The following is a 15,722-nucleotide window of genomic DNA, read 5'->3' on the forward strand; positions in this document are numbered from 1 at the left end:
GCCCTTTTCTGGTGGGGGTGGATTTTTTTTTTTATAACCCCCCCCCCGTTGTGGGGGTGGTGTTCCCCCCCCCCCCCCACCTTGGGGGGGGGCCCCCCCCCAACAACACACCTGTCCCCGGACACCGGTCGAGCCGCTGACTGTCAGGAGATTGCCCCGTCCTGATGCGTACGGTGACGGCTCGTTCCCCGGTTGCACGCCCCTCCTCGCGGAGTACGCTCAAAAATGAGCACACTCACCAGGAGGTGGTGTCGTGATCGCCACGGCAGCAGCGAACGAGCTCCGCACGACTCCCCCGACCGGGCGCCGCCAGCGTGCGATGCGCGAGAAGGAGAAGCGCATCTTCGAGGCGGCCTCGACGCTGTTCGACCAGCGCGACTTCCAGCACGTCGTGACCCAGGAGATCTCCAAGCGTGCCGACGTCGCCGTCGGGACCCTGTTCCGGTACGCGGCATCCAAGGGCGAGCTGCTGCTCATGGTCTACAACGAGCACCTCCGCGAGGCTGTCGCGGCCGGCGAGAGAGCGTCGGCCGGGATCGACGATCCGGCCGACGCCGTGGTCGCGCTCGTCGCACCGATCCTCGTCGAGAGCTCGAAGCACGCGCAGAACGCGGCGGCCTACCAGCGCGAGCTGTTGTTCGGCTCCCCCGAGGAGAAGTACCGGATCGAGGGACTGGCCCTCGTCGAAGGCCTCGAGGCGCGGATCGCCGAGCGGCTGGTCGCGGCAGCGAGCCCCGCCCCCGGTGCGCCGGGCACCGGTCCCGGCCCAGCGGTGGAGGTGCCCGACGCCGTCGGGCAGGACGCCTCCCGGGCGGCCCGCAGCGTCTTCGCGGTGCTCCACCTGCTGCTCGCCCAGGCCTCGACCGGCGCGCACGCGAGCCGAGACGCCTCGGTCGAGCTCGACGCGCAGGTGCGCCAGATCGTCCGCGGGTTCCTCGCGACCGTCGCCCCCGCCCCCACCCCCTGACGTCCGGGCCGAGGGCGGAGATCCCGCCGCGGCCCGTGCTGCACCCACTTCAGAAGATCCGTCGATGAAGGGAATGGCACATGTTCTACAGCAGCGGCAACTACGAGGCGTTCGCGCGACCGCGCAAGCCCGAGGGAGCGGAGAGGAAGTCGGCCTGGTTCGTCGGCGCCGGCCTCGCGTCCCTGTCCGGGGCAGCCTTCATGATCCGTGACGGGCAGGTTCCCGGGAGCCGGATCACGATCCTCGAACGCCTCAAGCTGCCGGGCGGCGCCCTCGACGGCATCCGGGAGCCCAAGAAGGGATTCGTCGTGCGCGGCGGACGCGAGATGGAGGACCACATGGAATGTCTGTGGGACCTCTTCCGGTCGGTGCCGTCGATCGAGATCGACGGGGCGTCGGTCCTCGACGAGTTCTACTGGCTCAACAAGGACGACCCGAACTTCTCCCTGCAGCGCGTGACCGAGAAGCAGGGGCAGGACGCGCACACCGACGGCCTCTTCACCCTCAACGACAAGGCCCAGAAGGACCTCGTCAAGCTCTTCCTCGCGACCCGCGAGGAGATGGAGGGCAAGCGGATCAACGAGGTCCTGGGCAAGGACTTCCTCGCGAGCAACTTCTGGCTCTACTGGCGCACCATGTTCGCGTTCGAGGAATGGCACAGCGCCCTGGAGATGAAGCTGTACCTGCACCGGTTCGTGCACCACGTCGGCGGCCTGCCCGACTTCAGCGCCCTGAAGTTCACCAAGTACAACCAGTACGAGTCGCTCGTGCTGCCGCTCACCCGCTGGCTCATCGACCAGGGCGTGACGTTCCACTTCCAGACCGAGGTCACGGACATCGACTTCGACATCACGCCCGAGCGCAAGCTCGCGACGCGGATCCACTGGATCAAGGACGGCGAGGAGGGCGGCGTCGACCTGGGCGAGGACGACCTGGTGCTCACCACGATCGGCTCGCTCACCGAGAACTCCGACGACGGTGACCACCACACCGCCGCGAAGCTCGACGAGGGCCCGGCCCCGGCCTGGGACCTGTGGAAGAACATCGCCCGGCGCGACCCGTCGTTCGGGCGCCCCGAGGTGTTCTGCACCAACATCCCCGAGAGCAAGTGGGAGTCGGCCACCGTCACCACGCTCGACGCCCGCATCCCGGAGTACATCCAGAAGATCGCCAAGCGCGACCCGTTCAGCGGCGGCGTCGTGACGGGTGGGATCGTGACCGTGCGCGACTCGGCCTGGCTCATGAGCTGGACGGTCAACCGGCAGCCGCACTTCAAGCAGCAGCCCGAGGACCAGATCGTGGCCTGGGTCTACTCGCTGTTCGTCGACACCCCCGGGGACTTCGTCAAGAAGCCCATGCAGGAGTGCACGGGCGAGGAGATCACGCAGGAGTGGCTCTACCACCTGGGCGTTCCCGTCGAGGAGATCCCCGAGCTCGCGGCGACGGGTGCGATGACGGTGCCCGTCATGATGCCGTACGTGACCTCGTTCTTCCTGCCCCGCCGGGCAGGCGACCGCCCCGACGTCGTCCCCGAGGGGGCCGTGAACTTCGCGTTCATCGGCCAGTTCGCCGAGACCACGCGCGACACGATCTTCACGACCGAGTACTCGGTGCGCACCGGCATGGAGGCGGCCTACCAGCTCCTCGGGATCGAGCGGGGCGTGCCCGAGGTCTTCAACTCGACCTACGACGTGCGCAAGCTGCTCGCCGCGACCACACGCCTGCGCGACGGCGAGGAGCTGCACATCCCCGGCCCCGGCATCCTGCGCAACCGCCTGCTGCGCAGGATCGACGCGACCGAGATCGGAGAGCTGCTCAGCGAGTTCGGGCTGCTGCACGAGAAGAAGTAGGGCGGGTCGTCGCACCGCGTCCGGCTCCCCGGGGGTGGGGTGCGTTGTTCGCGTCGTCGCAACAATTGTGGTGACTGCGCGAACGACACACCCCACCCCGGGGCCGTCCCTACCGGGAACGGGGTGCGTCCGGACGACCATGCACATCGACGAGCGCATCCTGCCCCGTCGAGGGGGCAGGATGCCGGTATGAGCACAGCATCAGCCGGCCCTCTGTCCGGCTACGTTCTCGAGGTGGTGCGCAACGACAGGTCCACGACCCTGTGGTGGGGTGAGGGTGCCGACGGCGGCGACGTCGTCGCGACGCGCAGCGGCAGGGTCATCACGTGGACGAGCCCCGAGGCCTGCTTCGCCGCGGCGGCCGTCGAGGGCTGGGACGTGGCTCACGACGAGGCGACGCGGATGGACCTGACTCCTGTCCTCGAGTGGCTGGCTCGCCGACGAGCCCTCGATGCCGCGGCGGCTCTGAACGCGTGGAACCTGGCAGGCGACACGGCGCGCAGCACCAGGACACCCTGGGGAGACCGTGGGCGCGTCGCGGATGCCTGTCACGACAAGCTCACCGTGGCGTGCATCCCGTGGCTCGTCGGGCAGGACGACCGCTCGCCCCGTTGGGCCGTGACCGAGGAGCGCTACCTGCGCGCGCGGGTCGGTGCGGCGGTCGCGCTGTTCGACCAGCAGGTCGCGGGGCGTCGCCACCTCCGCCCCTAGACCCGCGCCGGGACGATTCCTCAAGCCGGGACCCCCACGAAGGGATCTGGTTGGAGGTTTCCTCCAACCGGTTGTCGACTTCCGCCAACGCACGCTGCTCTCCCTGATTCGTGGCGCCGACGCACCGGCCCCCTGTCCGCGACAAGAGTGGACACGTGCCACCCGGCACCTCACGCCCTTCCCGAGGAGACCCCGTGGCCCGCGCAGTGCGCACCGACCTGCCCGCAGAACTGCCCGCTGACGTCCCCGCGAGCGAGCACCCCGACGCACCGGTGTCGCACGAGCCGGTACCCCGCAGTGCGGGCTCCGAGACCTCCGCGACCTCCCGCTGGCGCATCACCGCCGCCGACGCAGCCCGCATCGCGACCTTTGCCGCACTGACCGCGGTCCTCGGCATGCCCGGCTCGCTGGCCCTGTTCGGCAACGCGGTCCCGATCACGCTCCAGACCCTGGGCGTCATGCTCGCCGGCGCCCTCCTCGGCGCATGGCGCGGCGCGCTCGCGATGCTCACGTTCCTGGCCCTGGTCGCGGCGGGCCTCCCGCTCCTGTCGGGCGGCCGCGGCGGCCCCGCGGTCTTCGTGGGCCCGTCGGTCGGCTACCTGATCGGGTTCGTGGCGGGCGCTGCGGTCGTCGGCCTGATCGTCGAGCGCTTCCGCACCCTGACGTTCTGGCGGGTCCTGGTCGCGAGCGTCGTGGGCGGCATGCTCGTCATGTACGCCCTGGGCATCCCGCTCCAGGCGCTCGTCACGGGCTTCCCGCTCCAGACCGTCGCGACCGGGTCGCTCATGTACCTCCCGGGCGACCTCCTCAAGGCCGTGATCGCGGCCTCGGTCACGGTCGGCGTGGTCCGCGCCTACCCTGCGGCCTCGCCGCTGCGCCGCCCCCAGAGCCCCGGACGCTCCACCGAGCAGCGGTCCGCCGCGAGCCCCGCGGCCTGATCGACCTACGATCCCCTCATGCCCGTCGCCCGCACCGTCATCGCGCACGCCCGCAGCTCCGCAGGGGGTCGCTGCGCGCTGCGCTCACCGGAACGCTCCCGCACCTACCGAGCCCTCGCCGCGGACGTCGTGGCGGGCGGGGAGTTCCTGCGGGCGACCGGGACGGTCGTGGGCGACGTCGTCGCGATCTCGCTGCCCGACCCGGTCGACCTCCTCACGGCCCTCCTCGCGGTCGACCTCGCGGGAGCCACTCCCCTGGTCTGCGACCACTCGTGGTCGCGGGCCCAGCGCGCCGAGGTCCTGCGGACCATCGCCCCGGCGGGCTTCGTCGAGGTCCCGCTCCCGCGCGGCAGCGCCACGGACGCGCTCGCCCCGCTCAGCGGCCCGGTCACGAGCAGCCTGTCCGACGACGTCGCTCCCCTCGAGCCCTCGGCTGCGGATCTCGCGTGGGCCGGCTTCTCGTCGGGCAGCACGGGTCGCCCGCGCGCCGTGGTCCGCACGCGCGGCTCGTGGGTCGGGTCGTTCGAGGCGGCGGCCCGCCTCACGGGCACCAAGCCCGAGGACACCGTGCTGGTGCCCGGCCCGCTCGCGTCCTCGCTCTACTGCTTCGCGGCCGTGCACGCGCTCGCGACCGGGGCGTGCGTCCAGCTCGCCACGGGGGACGCTGCGATCACGACAGCCCTGGCGACCTCCGACGTCGTGCACCTCGTCCCTTCGGCGCTCGAACCGATCCTCGACGCGATCGAGGCGGGGGCCCCGAGCCGTCTGCGGACCGCCGTGGTCGGCGGTGCCTCGCTGCCCACGGACGTGCGCGAGCGCGCGGCGCGCGCCGGGGTCGCCGTCGTGACCTACTACGGGGCCGTCGAGCTGTCGTTCGTGGCGATCGACACCGACGGCACGGGTCTGCACCCGTTCCCGGGCGTCGAGGTCGAGGTGCGCGAGCTGCCCGGTGCGACGCTGGGCGAGGTCTGGGTGCGGTCACCCTGGGTCGCGCAGGGGTACCTCGCCCGCGCGACCGGCCCGTTCCGCCGCGAGGGCGAGTGGTCGACCGTGGGCGACCTCGCGGAGCTGCCCGCCCCCGGGGACGCGGATGCTGCCCTGGTCCTGCGCGGGCGCGGCGACGGCGCGATCCTCACGGGCGGCGCGACCGTGGTCCCCGAGGACGTCGAGGTCGTCCTGCGCGCGATCCCGGGCGTCGAGGACGTCGTGGTCGTCGGCACCCCGCACCGGCGCCTGGGCGCGGTCGTGACGGCCGTGGTGCAGTGCGCCGACCGCCCAGGCCTGCGCGCCCACCTCGAACGGGTCGCCCGCGCCTCGCTCTCGGCCGCCCAGCGCCCGCGCCGGTGGTACGGCGTGCGCGAGCTGCCGCGAACGCCGTCGGGCAAGGCGGCGCGCGGCGCGATCAGCGAGGCTCTCCTGTCCGGCGGCCCCGCGTACGAGGCGCTGCGGTGAGCGCCTCCCCCGACTCCCCCGTGATCGTCGCCGCGCGGCGTACCTGGATCGGCACGGCGGGGCACGGGCACGCAGACCTGTCGGCGACCGACCTCGCCGCCGCCCTGCGCGACCCGGCCGGCCCGCTGTCCGAGCGCGTGCCCGGCCTCACGATCGACCGGCAGTGCGGCAGCGGGCTGGCCGCGGTCCTGCTCGCGGCCCAGGGTGTCCGCGCCGGCGACGGCGACCTGGTGCTGGCCGGTGGTGTGGAGAGCGCCTCGACCGCCCCGCTGCGCGCCCACCGCCCGCCCCGCGGATCGGGGGCCCAGCCGGTCCCCTACGACCGCGCCCCCTTCACACCCTCCGAGCTCGGCGACCCCGACATGGGGGCCGCGGCAGACGCCCTGGCCCACGCACGCGGCATCGGCCGCGAGCGCCAGGATGCCTACGCCGCCCGTTCGCACGCCCGCGCCCTCGCGGCGCACGCGGCGGGCCGCTTCGACGCGGAGGTCGTCCCGGTGGATGGCCTCGCCCGTGACGAGCGCGCCCGCAGGCTCGACCCCGCGCTGCTCGCGCGCCTCCCGTCCGCCTTCACGCCGGGCGGCGACGGGACAGCGGGCAACGCGAGCCCGGTCAGCGACGGGGCCGCTGTGGTCGCGGTCGTCCCCGAGCGGGTCCGGGCACGGCTGGGCCTGCCGGGCCTGCGGCTCGTGGGCGGCCTGACGCGCGGCTGTGACCCGCGCCTGCCCGGGTGGGGCCCGGTCCCGGCGGTGCGCGAGCTGCTGGACTGCACGGACCGCACCACGGGCGACCTCGCGGCGCTCGAGCTCGTCGAGGCCTTCGCGGCGCAGGTCCTGGCGTTCACGGGAGCGTTCTCCCTGCCCGACGACGACGCTCGCCTGTGCGCGGACGGCGGCGCCCTGGCGCTGGGTCACCCGTGGGGGGCGAGCGGGTCCGTCTCCGTCGTGCGGTTGTTCAGCCGCCTCGTGCGCTCGGGCGCTCCGGCGGGTTCGCTCGGGCTCGCGGCCGCAGCGGTGGGCGGGGGCCTGGGCGTGGCCGGGCTGTTCGAGGTGGTCCGGTGAGAGGGACGAACGTGCGGAGAGCGGCTGCGACAGAAGCACCGCGCCATGCGACCGAGCCGCCCGAGGTGGGCTGCGTCGTCGGGCTCGAGGACGTGCACGTGCGCCTGGGCGAGCGCCACGTCCTGCGCGGGATCACCGCGGAGCTGCGCGAGCGGCGCATCGGGATCGTGGGGGCCAACGGCTCGGGCAAGAGCACCCTGGCCCGGCTGCTCGACGGGCTCGTCCTGCCCACGCGCGGGACCGTCCGCGTCGACGGCCTGGACACCCGCCGCTCAGGTGCCCAGGTCCGCCGGCGCGTGGGCTTCGTGTTCTCCGACCCCGACGCCCAGATCGTCATGCCGACCGTTGCCGAGGACGTCGCCTACTCGCTGCGCCGCAGCGAGCACGACCGTGCCGCGCGCGACCGGCTCGTCGCCGACTGGCTCGCGCGCCACGGCCTCGACGGGCACGCCGACCACCCCGCGCACCTGCTCTCGGGCGGGCAGAAGCAGCTCCTCGCGCTCACGTCGGTGCTCGTGACCGCCCCGCGACTCGTCGTCGCCGACGAACCCACGACCCTGCTCGACCTGCGCAACACGCGCCGCGTCGCGGCGCTGCTGGCCGAGCTCCCGCAGCAGGTCGTGCTCGTCTCGCACGACCTCGACCTCATGGCGGGCTACGACCGCGTCCTCGTGGTCGACGAGGGCCAGGTCGTGGCCGACGACGAACCCGCCCCGGCGATCGCGTACTACCGCCGGCTCCTGGACGAGCGGCCGTGAGCGGGACGAGCGCAGCGGCCGGGGCCTACGTCTTCGGGCGCTCGCTGCTGCACCGCGCGCCCGCCGGACCCAAGCTCGCCGCGCTCATGCTCTGCTCGCTCGCCCTGCTGCTGGTCCGCTCCCCCCTGGGCGTCGCGCTCGCGGCACTCGTGGTCGCAGGCCTCTACGCTCTCGCAGGCGTCGGCGGTCGCGCCGCATGGGGGCAGGTGCGCCCCCTGCGCGTGTTCGTGCCCGTGCTCTTCGCGCTCCAGTGGTGGCTCATGGACCTCACCTCCGCAGCCGTGCTCAGCACGCGGCTCGTGGTCCTCGTGGCGCTCGCGGGACTCGTCACGTGCACCACGCGGGTCGCCGACCTGCTCGGGGCGATCGAGCGCGGGCTCGCACCCCTGGGGCGCGTGGGCGTGGACGTCGAGCGCATCGCGCTCGTGCTCGCCCTCGCGCTGCGCAGCGTGCCCGTGATCGCGGACCTCGCGGGACGGGTCCGCGACGCGCAGCGGGCGCGCGGGCACGAGCGCGACGTCAGGGCGTTCGCCGTGCCGCTCGTCGTGGGCGCGATGCGCCAGGCCGACGCCCTGGGTGAGGCCCTGAGGGCGCGCGGGTTCGACGACTGAGGTCGTCGTCCCCCGCCTCAGGCCCGGCGCCGTGCCAACCAGTCGATCGCGACGAACCCCTGACGTCGCTGGAACGCGCGCAGGGTCGGCATGTTCTGCGGTGCGGGGTGCCGGGCGGCGTCGAAGAAGTAGCCCGCGAGCCCCGCGAGGAAGGCGTCGACGTGCTCGCGCGTGGCCCCGCGGAAGAGCGGGTGCGACGACGCGATCGCGTCGACGTCGACCGTGCTGTCGTTGACGCGCGCGTCGAGCAGCAGGGTCAGGGCGTCGATCCAGCGCGCACCCGTGGCGGCCCACGGCCAGTCGACGACCCACACGCGCGAGGACTGGTCGACCAGCACGTTGTCGAAGCGGAGGTCGAGGTGGACGAGGCGGTCTCCGTGCGCGGCCTGCGCGGCCGTCGCCGCGAGCGCCTCGAGCTCGTCGAGGTGCTCGACCGCCCAGGCAGGAAGACCCACCAGGTGACCGTCGGCGCGCAGCCGGGACCAGCCCTCGAACGTGGGGGCGAGCTCGGTCCGCGCGTCGGCGAACGGTGAGACGCCGGACGCGTCCCGGACCACGGGGAGCTCGAGGAGTGCGCCGAGCACCGCGATGAGCTCGCGGCGCTCGGGCGGCAGGTCGGGGTGGCGGCCCTCGATGTCCTCGACGACGAGCGCGACCCACTCCTCGCTCTCGTGCGCGCCCAGGAGCCGGGGCGCGGGGGCCGCGTCGGGCAGGCGGCGCAGCACCTCGAGCTCACGGCGGTGGACGTCGTACGCGTCGGGGTTGCGCGAACGGCTCACGGCTTTGACGAACGCACGGGCCCCCGACGCGGTGCGCACGCGGTCGGCGCTGCCCGGCGAGTAGCCCTGGACCTGGCTCGCGGCGAAGACCACCGGCCCGCCCAGGATCTTCTCGACGTCCGTGCGCACCTGCGGTGCGAGCTCCTGCCAGGTCGTGCGCCGCGTCGAGTCCACCCGGCGAGACTAGTGCGCGGGCGCGGCGTGCACGGACAGCGCGCGCCCGCGAGTCTGCGGAGCGCGCCGCCTACGTGCCCGCGGGCGTCGGCTGCTTCTCGATCTCGACCCTCGTCATCTCGGGCGTGAACGCGTAGACGTCCTCGCCCTCCGCCGAGATCCACCACTTGCCGCATATCACGGTGCTCCTGGCCTCCTGGCCCTCCGGCCACCAGCTCGCGAGCAGGGTGGAGTCGGTGCGGTAGTCGTCGGCCACCAGGTCGCCGCGCTCGGGCCTGGCGACCAGCGGGTCGTCGGCCGAGACGGCCGTGCAGTCGGCAGGCAGGCCGTCGAGCGACCCCTGGAACGTCACCAGGCGCTCGTCGCCCGTGGTGCGGAAGATCCCCCGGACCTTCGCGGCGTCGTCGGGCACCCAGGTCGGGACGACCTTCTCGTCCTTGCCCTCCTTGCCGGTCTCGAACGCGAAGGTCTTGGTGTGGCCGGCGTCGCGTTCCTCGAGCCCCTCGGCGATCGAGCCGCACGCGCTGAGCGTGAGGGCCGCGAGGCCTCCGAGGGCGACGACGAGGAGCGTGCGGGGGCGGCGGGACATGGACGGGGACGTGGTGTTCGTGGTCATGGCACCGACGCTACGGACGCGTCCCGGGGCACCGCGTCGGGTCCTGGTCGGGTCCTGCGGGCTCGTGGTTGCACCGCTCGCCGGACTCTCCTGCCGACCGGCTCCACCCCTCGGTGCAGGCCGGGGGCAGGTGTCCCAGGGTCATCCCCTAGGCGGCGCGGCGCCCGGTTCGTCCCGTCCGCCCCACTGGTCACCCGTCGGCCCCCACCGCGTCGGGCACCGTTCACCGACCGGACACCCGCCGCGCCTAGGTTCCGAGCGTCTGCCCTGCACCCTGCGGGGCCATCGGAACGAGGAGCACGGAATGCGCGTGGTTCACCAGTCCCGCCGGCACGGGAAGGCGGCCGGGATCGTGGCCGCCGGCCTCACGGTCGCCGTCGCCGCCGGGACGTTCGGGGTCGTCGGCACCGCCGTCGCCGCCCCCGACCCGTCCGTCCCCCCTGCCGTCACCCTCTCGCCGCTCGGCACGTACTCCACGGGCCAGCTCGACGAGTCCGCAGCGGAGATCGTCGCGTTCCACGCGGCCTCGAAGCGCCTGTTCGTCGTCAACGCCCAGTCCGGGAAGGTCGACGTCCTCGACGCCCAGGACCCCACGGCCCCGACCCGCCTGTTCGAGCTCGCGGTCGGCGGCACGCCCTCCGCGGACGGCTCGGTCGTGGCGGCCGACGCCGTCGTGAACTCCGTCGCGATCCGTCCCGACGGTCTCGCCGTCGCCGCGGTCGAGTCCAGCACCAAGACCGACGAGGGCTGGGTCGTCTTCTTCGACGCCGCCGCCCCCGTGACCACCCCGGGCACCGCGCCCGCAGCAGCGGTCCTCGGCGCCGTGCGCGTGGGCGCGCTGCCCGACATGGTCACGTTCTCGCCCGACGGCACGCGCATCGCGGTCGCCAACGAGGGTGAGCCGGCAGACGACTACAGCGTCGACCCCGAGGGATCGATCTCGATCGTCACGGCGCCTGCGGGCCTCGCGAGCGCCGCCCAGAACGACGTCCGCACCGCGACGTTCCACGCGTTCGAGGCGGGCGGCACCAAGACGCTGCCCGCGGGCGTCCGGGTCTTCGGCGGTCGGCAGGCCGCAGGCACGGGCGTCCCCGAGCGCCCCGTCTCGGAGAACCTCGAGCCCGAGTACATCGCGTGGGACGCGACCGGCACGGTCGCCTACGCGAGCGTGCAGGAGGCGAACGCGCTCGCGGTCGTCGACGTCGCGAGCGCGACCGTGACCGACCTGCTGCCGCTCGGGACCCAGGACCACCTGGCAGCCGGCAAGGGCCTCGACGCGTCCGACAAGGACGGGAAGATCAACATCCGCTCCTGGCCCGTCAAGGGCCTCTACCAGCCCGACACGATCGCCTCGTACCAGGCGGGCGGCGCGACCTACCTCGTGACCGCGAACGAGGGCGACTCGCGCGACTGGAAGGGCTGGTCCGAGGTCGCGCGCGTCAAGGACCTCGGCAAGAAGGGCGTGCCCGGCCTGTGCGCCGACGCGTTCTCGTCGTTCGTCGGCGCGCCGGGCAACCCCGCGACGCTCGCCGAGCTCACGGCCGACGCCAACCTGGGCCGCCTCAACATCAGCACCGCGAGCGGCCTGCGCGCCGACGGCTCGTGCTACGAGGAGCTGTACTCCTACGGGTCGCGGTCGTTCTCGATCTGGTCGACCGACGGACGACAGGTCTTCGACTCGGGCGACGCGTTCGAGCAGCTGGTCGCCTCGGTCAACCCCGACTTCTTCAACTCGAACCACACCGAGTCCGGGTTCGACGGGCGCAGCGACGACAAGGGCCCCGAGCCCGAGGGGCTCACGCTGGGTGAGGTCGGCGGACGCACCTACGCGTTCATCGGCTTCGAGCGCGTGGGCGGGATCGCGGTCTTCGACGTCACGGACCCCGCGCACGCGACCTACGTCTCCTACGTCAACAACCGCAACTTCTCGGTGAGTGCCGAGGCGACGCCCGAGAAGCTCGCCGAGGCCGGCGACCTGGGACCTGAGGGCCTCACGTTCGTCCCGGCGAGCGACTCGCCCACGGGCTCGCCGCTCCTCGCGGTCGGGAACGAGGTCTCGGGCACCACGACGTTCTACGACGTCGTCGTCCCGGGGGCCGAGCCCGGCGACGGCCAGATCGACCTGACGGTCACCATCCCGGCCGCTCCCGTCGAGCCGGGCGAGTTCGTCTGGACGGTCGACGGCGGCACGCGCGTGGTCGACCTCGGCACGGCACGCCTCGCGGGCGACCACCTCTCCGCGGCCGGACGCCTGGGCGCCGTGACGGTGACGGACACCCGAGCGACCGCCCCCGCGTGGTCCGTCTCGGCGCAGGTCGGGGACTTCACCACGACCGCCGGGGCGCGCACCCTCCCCGGCAAGCACCTCGGCTGGACGCCCGCCCTGGTCACGGCCGGCGGCGGGACGCTCGCGGGCGCCCCGGTCGCGTCGGGCCTGGTGAGCGGGAACGGCCTGGCCGACTCCGCCCTGCTCGGGTCCGCAGCGGCGGGGCACGAGCTGGGCAGCGCGGTCCTCGGCGCCGACCTCGACCTGCGCCTCCCGGTCGACGCGGCCGCCGGTACCTACACGGCCACGCTGACCCTCACCGCGATCGGCTGACCGACATGACCCGTCGCCACGTGCACGGTGGCAGCCGGTCCACCCGGTCCCGCGTCGCGACGGCGCTCCTGGTCGGGGCGGTGGCAGCGCTGCTGTCCGCAGCCCCGGCCGGAGCGGGCCTCCGGCAGGGCGTCGCCGCTCCGTCGTCGGCCGCGGCACGGTCGGCCGTCGACGAGACCACGAACCGGCCCGACGCTCAGCCGGTGACCTGGGGCGTGGCCCCGGCCTCGGCCCCGACCTTCGACTTCGCCCTGGAACCCGGGGCGACGCTCACCGACCAGCTCGTCGTGACCAACCACGGCGACGTCCTGCTCGACCTCGCGGTCTACGCCGCCGACGCCTTCACCTCGCCCACGGGAGCGCTCGACGTCCTGCCGGCAGGCACACCGTCCGAGGACCTGGGGTCCTGGATCTCGACCGACGTCGCTCAGGTCGTGGTCGCCCCCGGTGAGCGCGTGACGGTCCCCTTCACCCTCACGGTCCCGGCCGACGCCACACCGGGCGACCACACGGCCGCGATCGTGACCTCGCTCGTGACGGACGCCGGCGAGGGCGGCGTCGCGGTCGACCGGCGCCTCGGCACGCGCGTCCTGGTCCGGGTAGCGGGCGACCTCGCCCCGTCGGCGACCATCACGGACGTCGACGCCGACTACACCGGGTCGTGGAACCCGGCCGGGACGGGCGACGCGCACCTCACGTTCACCGTGACCAACACGGGCAACGTCCGCCTCACGGGACCGCTCGCAGCCACGGTCGCGGGCCCCGTGGGCATCGGAGCCGTCTCGGTCCCGCTGGGCGACCTGCCCGAGCTCCTGCCGGGCGACGCGATCACCCTCACGGGCACCGCGACCGGGGTCGCCCCGCTCGGGCGCCTGGCGGCGTCGGTCGCGCTCGCACCCGTGGTCGCCACGACGGCGACCACGACCCTGCCCGACGACGCAGCCTCCCACGCCCTCGACCCCGCCACGGGCGAGGCGCACCTGTGGGCGGTGCCGTGGTCGGCGCTCGCGGTGGCGACTCTGCTCGTGGGCGCGGTGCTCGCGTGGCGGACGCTGCGCCGTCGGGCACGCGTGCGCTTCGAGGCCGCAGTCCGGGACGCGCTCGCGGCCGCCTGACCGCGGGCGCTGGGCTCGGCCGCGACACGTCGGACGTGGCGCGGCCGGGTCATGCTCCCGACGGGCCGCAGATGTCCAGCGCCGCCTCCTCGGCCGCCGACGCGCGCGAGCCCTTGAGCGAGAGCAGCATCGAGACCGCGAGACCTGCGGCGGTCAGCCCGACCAGGAGGCGGTAGTCGACGGCCCCGACGACGGCCGCCGCGACCACGGTCATGACGAGCTGCGGCACGTTGAGCAGCATGTTCGTCGCGGCCGAGGTGCGCCCCTGGAGCGTGGGCGGCGTCTTGAGCTGGCGCTCGGTCACGAACCCGACGATCGCCCACGTGACCCCCAGGCCGATCGCTCCCATCCCGGCGACGATCGCGACGAGGTTGGTGCCCAGCGCCGGCAGGATGCCGAGCGTCACGATCCCGAGCGCGAGCGCGACCAGACGCTGCGAGCCGATCCGCTTGATCATGCGCGCGGCCGTGAGCCCCGCGACGATCGCCGTGACACCCTGGACGCTCGAGATGGGTCCGAGCATCTCCGGCCCCAGCCCCAGGCCGCTCTCGATGACCGCGAAGCTCACCGCGTTGAGCACGCCCACGGCGCCGAACCCGACCGCGAGCGCGACCGTCAGGACGCCGAGCGGCGCGGTGCGGAACAGGTGCCGGAACCCCGCAGTGACCTCGGCGAGGAACGGCTCACGCTCGTCCTGGGGCGTCGGCGGGGTCTCCACGAGCACGATCCGCGACACGAAGAACGCCGCGACCACGAACGCGACCACGGCCGAGACCACGAGCGGCAGGGGCCCGACCGCGACGTACACCCCTGCGCCGATGACGGGCATGACCAGGCGGAACGTCTGGTCGATCGTCGTGAGCCGGCCGTTGGCGGCGCCCAGAGCCTCGTCGGGCAGGAGGTCGCGGATGAGTCCCGACTGGGCCGCGGCCGTCGCGAAGCCGATCCCCGAGTACAGGACCGTGACCACGAAGATCAGCCACACCTGGCCGGGACCGCGCACGGCGAACAACGAGAGCAGCGAGACCGCGCCGACGAGGTAGGCGACGATCATCATGCGGCGGCGCGAGACGCGGTCGGCGACCTGGCCGAGCAGCGGCGAGACGAGCGCCGGGAGGCCCAGGGCCGCGAAGACCAGACCCGCGGTGCCGTTCGAGCCCGTGAGGTCCTTGACCCACACCGCGAAGATGATCGCGAGGACAGAGTCCGCGAAGTTGGTGAAGCCCCAGGCGACCGTGAGGAACCGGAAGGGCCGGGTGCGCAGCGCCTGCTTGACGAGGGTCGCCTCGTCGGTGGTCGCGCTCATGCGCGGGGCTCCCCGCCGGTCGGCAGCTCGACCGTGACCGGGCCGTCGGCGGGCGCGTCCAGGGCCCGGGACGCAAGGCCCCCGGCGTCCGCCGGCGCGTCGGGGTCGAACGGGTCCGCGTTGACGACGCCGAAGAACCGCGCGGGCCGCGACCCCTCGGGGCGCAGCTCGGGACGCGTCCAGCGTCCTGCGAAGCGGTCGGTGATCGCCTGCAGCTCGCGCGAGAGCTCGGTCAGCTCCTCGGGCGTCGCCCAGAACGAGCTCTTGGTCATGACCGAGGCGAGGAGCCACTCGTGGGGCTGGCGGGTCGCGCTGTCGATCCAGTGCCTGACCCGGTCCGCCTCCTGGTCGACCACGATCCGCGCGAGCTCGCCCGCGGCCCGCAGCGACTCGGGCTGCTCGGGGTCGTAGCGGCTCGTGCGCCCGGTGCCCACGGGCTTCCACGGCTTCTCGCGCCCCACCCGCTCGGCGGGCTCGACGAACCCGTACTTGGCGAGCATGCGCAGGTGGAACGAGCAGCTCGCGACCGACTCGCCCGTGACCTCGGCGCAGCGCGTGGCCGTGGCCTGCCCCTCGTCGTCGAGCAGGTCGAGGATCGCGAGGCGCAGCGGGTGGGCCAGGGCCCGGATCCGCTCCGGGTCGGACGTCGTGATGTCCTCGTCGCGCTGCGCCGGGGCCGGGAACTGTGCGGGCGGGTGCGCGACGTCGTCGGGCGGGGTGCTCTGTGGCATGCGGCCACCCTACGACTCTAAAGAAGTCTTGCGCAAGAGTTCTTTAGGATAAGG

Annotated in this window: 14 protein-coding genes; 10 read left to right on the plus strand and 4 right to left on the minus strand. The window is 73.7% G+C overall.

Annotated elements, in window-relative coordinates:
* The first annotated feature begins 253 nt into the window (after window positions 1-253).
* The 8 genes from ACFWGN_RS04385 (at window position 254) to ACFWGN_RS04420 (ending at window position 8,348) form a co-directional block, all read left to right on the plus strand.
* Entirely contained in the window at window positions 254-967 is a 714-nt protein-coding gene (locus tag ACFWGN_RS04385) for a TetR/AcrR family transcriptional regulator (protein ID WP_377615857.1), read from the plus strand.
* An 80-nt stretch (window positions 968-1,047) separates the two neighbouring features.
* Window positions 1,048-2,817 carry an oleate hydratase gene (locus tag ACFWGN_RS04390; protein WP_377615858.1) on the plus strand — a complete coding sequence of 590 codons (1,770 nt, stop codon included), beginning with the start codon at window positions 1,048-1,050 and terminating at the stop codon, window positions 2,815-2,817.
* Between the two features lie 189 nt (window positions 2,818-3,006).
* On the plus strand, window positions 3,007-3,528 hold the full coding sequence (locus ACFWGN_RS04395) for a hypothetical protein (protein WP_377615859.1): 522 nt from the start codon (window positions 3,007-3,009) through the stop codon (window positions 3,526-3,528).
* A 194-nt stretch (window positions 3,529-3,722) separates the two neighbouring features.
* Window positions 3,723-4,466 (plus strand): biotin transporter BioY, encoded by a 744-nt coding sequence (locus tag ACFWGN_RS04400; protein WP_377615860.1) that lies wholly within the window; start codon window positions 3,723-3,725, stop codon window positions 4,464-4,466.
* Between the two features lie 18 nt (window positions 4,467-4,484).
* The gene (locus tag ACFWGN_RS04405; RefSeq protein WP_377615861.1) at window positions 4,485-5,918 is read left to right on the plus strand and encodes an AMP-binding protein; all 1,434 of its coding nucleotides are present in this window, start codon (window positions 4,485-4,487) and stop codon (window positions 5,916-5,918) included.
* Window positions 5,915-6,979, plus strand: coding sequence for a thiolase family protein (locus ACFWGN_RS04410; protein ID WP_377615863.1), 1,065 nt, complete (start codon window positions 5,915-5,917; stop codon window positions 6,977-6,979). The genes ACFWGN_RS04405 and ACFWGN_RS04410 overlap by 4 nt, the downstream gene beginning before the upstream one ends.
* A gap of 65 nt (window positions 6,980-7,044) precedes the next feature.
* Complete coding sequence (locus ACFWGN_RS04415) at window positions 7,045-7,737, plus strand: energy-coupling factor ABC transporter ATP-binding protein (protein ID WP_377616078.1); 693 nt, start codon at window positions 7,045-7,047, stop codon at window positions 7,735-7,737.
* Window positions 7,734-8,348, plus strand: coding sequence for an energy-coupling factor transporter transmembrane component T family protein (locus ACFWGN_RS04420; protein WP_377615864.1), 615 nt, complete (start codon window positions 7,734-7,736; stop codon window positions 8,346-8,348). Before ACFWGN_RS04415 ends, ACFWGN_RS04420 begins: the two co-directional genes overlap by 4 nt.
* Before the next feature lie 17 nt (window positions 8,349-8,365).
* Here the strand turns inward: ACFWGN_RS04420 and ACFWGN_RS04425 are convergent, their stop codons facing one another.
* Entirely contained in the window at window positions 8,366-9,301 is a 936-nt protein-coding gene (locus ACFWGN_RS04425; protein WP_377615865.1) for a phosphotransferase, read from the minus strand.
* 70 nt (window positions 9,302-9,371) lie between these two features.
* A complete protein-coding gene (locus ACFWGN_RS04430) occupies window positions 9,372-9,917 on the minus strand; it encodes a hypothetical protein (protein ID WP_377615866.1) in 546 nt (181 codons plus the stop codon).
* 304 nt (window positions 9,918-10,221) lie between these two features.
* Here ACFWGN_RS04430 and ACFWGN_RS04435 point away from each other — a divergent pair, with 304 nt between their 5' ends.
* Window positions 10,222-12,516 carry a choice-of-anchor I family protein gene (locus ACFWGN_RS04435; protein WP_377615867.1) on the plus strand — a complete coding sequence of 765 codons (2,295 nt, stop codon included), beginning with the start codon at window positions 10,222-10,224 and terminating at the stop codon, window positions 12,514-12,516.
* 5 nt (window positions 12,517-12,521) lie between these two features.
* Window positions 12,522-13,631, plus strand: coding sequence for a WxL protein peptidoglycan domain-containing protein (locus ACFWGN_RS04440; RefSeq protein ID WP_377615869.1), 1,110 nt, complete (start codon window positions 12,522-12,524; stop codon window positions 13,629-13,631).
* A 49-nt stretch (window positions 13,632-13,680) separates the two neighbouring features.
* Here ACFWGN_RS04440 and ACFWGN_RS04445 read toward each other — a convergent pair whose 3' ends face one another.
* Together ACFWGN_RS04445 and ACFWGN_RS04450 are read right to left on the minus strand one after the other, a co-directional pair.
* A complete protein-coding gene (locus ACFWGN_RS04445; RefSeq protein ID WP_377615870.1) occupies window positions 13,681-14,937 on the minus strand; it encodes an MFS transporter in 1,257 nt (418 codons plus the stop codon).
* Window positions 14,934-15,668, minus strand: coding sequence for an ArsR/SmtB family transcription factor (locus tag ACFWGN_RS04450; RefSeq protein WP_377615871.1), 735 nt, complete (start codon window positions 15,666-15,668; stop codon window positions 14,934-14,936). The genes ACFWGN_RS04445 and ACFWGN_RS04450 overlap by 4 nt, the downstream gene beginning before the upstream one ends.
* Window positions 15,669-15,722 lie beyond the last annotated feature (54 nt).

The organism is Oerskovia sp. NPDC060338, assembly GCF_042726295.1.
GTDB lineage: Bacteria > Actinomycetota > Actinomycetes > Actinomycetales > Cellulomonadaceae > Oerskovia > Oerskovia merdavium.

Coding starts and splice junctions, on each gene's coding strand:
- ACFWGN_RS04390 (WP_377615858.1), top strand. CDS start 1,048: ATGTTCTACAGCAGCGGCAACTACGAGGCGTTCGCGCGACCGCGCAAG.
- ACFWGN_RS04395 (WP_377615859.1), top strand. CDS start 3,007: ATGAGCACAGCATCAGCCGGCCCTCTGTCCGGCTACGTTCTCGAGGTG.
- ACFWGN_RS04405 (WP_377615861.1), top strand. CDS start 4,485: ATGCCCGTCGCCCGCACCGTCATCGCGCACGCCCGCAGCTCCGCAGGG.
- ACFWGN_RS04430 (WP_377615866.1), bottom strand. CDS start 9,917: ATGACCACGAACACCACGTCCCCGTCCATGTCCCGCCGCCCCCGCACG.
- ACFWGN_RS04435 (WP_377615867.1), top strand. CDS start 10,222: ATGCGCGTGGTTCACCAGTCCCGCCGGCACGGGAAGGCGGCCGGGATC.
- ACFWGN_RS04440 (WP_377615869.1), top strand. CDS start 12,522: ATGACCCGTCGCCACGTGCACGGTGGCAGCCGGTCCACCCGGTCCCGC.
- ACFWGN_RS04445 (WP_377615870.1), bottom strand. CDS start 14,937: ATGAGCGCGACCACCGACGAGGCGACCCTCGTCAAGCAGGCGCTGCGC.
- ACFWGN_RS04450 (WP_377615871.1), bottom strand. CDS start 15,668: ATGCCACAGAGCACCCCGCCCGACGACGTCGCGCACCCGCCCGCACAG.